Here is a 719-nt window from a genome sequence, read left to right on the forward strand (position 1 = left end):
AACAGCGGCTAACACAATGAGGTGAGGTGGTGCCGTGGGCCGTGTCCGTGCGGCCGGTTGGTCCGTTGCCGGTGCATGGGGGCATCGCCGTGGATCGTGTCGGATGAGTTGTGGGAGCGGATTGAGCCGCTGTTGCCGAGGAGGGAGCGCAGGTTCCGGTATCCGGGTCGTAAGCCGTTGCCGGACCGGCAGGTGTTGTGCGGGATCCTGTACGTGCTGCACACGGACATCCAGTGGGAGTACCTGCCCAAGGAGCTGGGGTTCGGTTCGGGTATGACGTGCTGGCGCAGGTTGCGGGACTGGAACGAGGCCGGGGTCTGGCAGCGGTTGCACGAGGTGCTGTTGGCCGAGCTGAACGCGGCCAGGAAGCTCGACTGGTCCCGCTGCGTGGTCGACTCCTCGCACGTCAGAGCGTTAAAAGGGGGAGCCTCACGGGCCCGTCGCCGGTCGACCGGGGCCGGGCCGGCTCCAAGCACCACCTGATCACCGACGGGCACGGAACCCCGCTGGCGGTCATCCTGACCGGCGGGAACCGTGGGCGACGTCACCCAGCTCCTGCCTCTGCTGGATGCCGTCCCGCCTGTCCGTGGCCGGGTCGGCCGGCCCCGAAGCAGAGCGGTCACGCTCTACGCGGACCGCGGCTACGACCACGACTGCTACCGCAAGCGGGTCCGTGCCCGCGGCATCGTGCCCGCCATCGCACGGCGCGGCACCGGGCA

At 69.3% G+C, this 719-nt stretch carries 1 pseudogene; it reads left to right on the top strand.

Annotation, left to right across the window (positions count from 1 at the left end):
* Positions 1–75: 75 nt before the first annotated feature.
* Positions 76–719: pseudogene (locus tag AQJ11_RS47990) on the top strand (IS5 family transposase); the annotation flags it as partial.

The organism is Streptomyces corchorusii (genome assembly GCF_001514055.1).
Lineage (GTDB): Bacteria > Actinomycetota > Actinomycetes > Streptomycetales > Streptomycetaceae > Streptomyces > Streptomyces olivaceoviridis.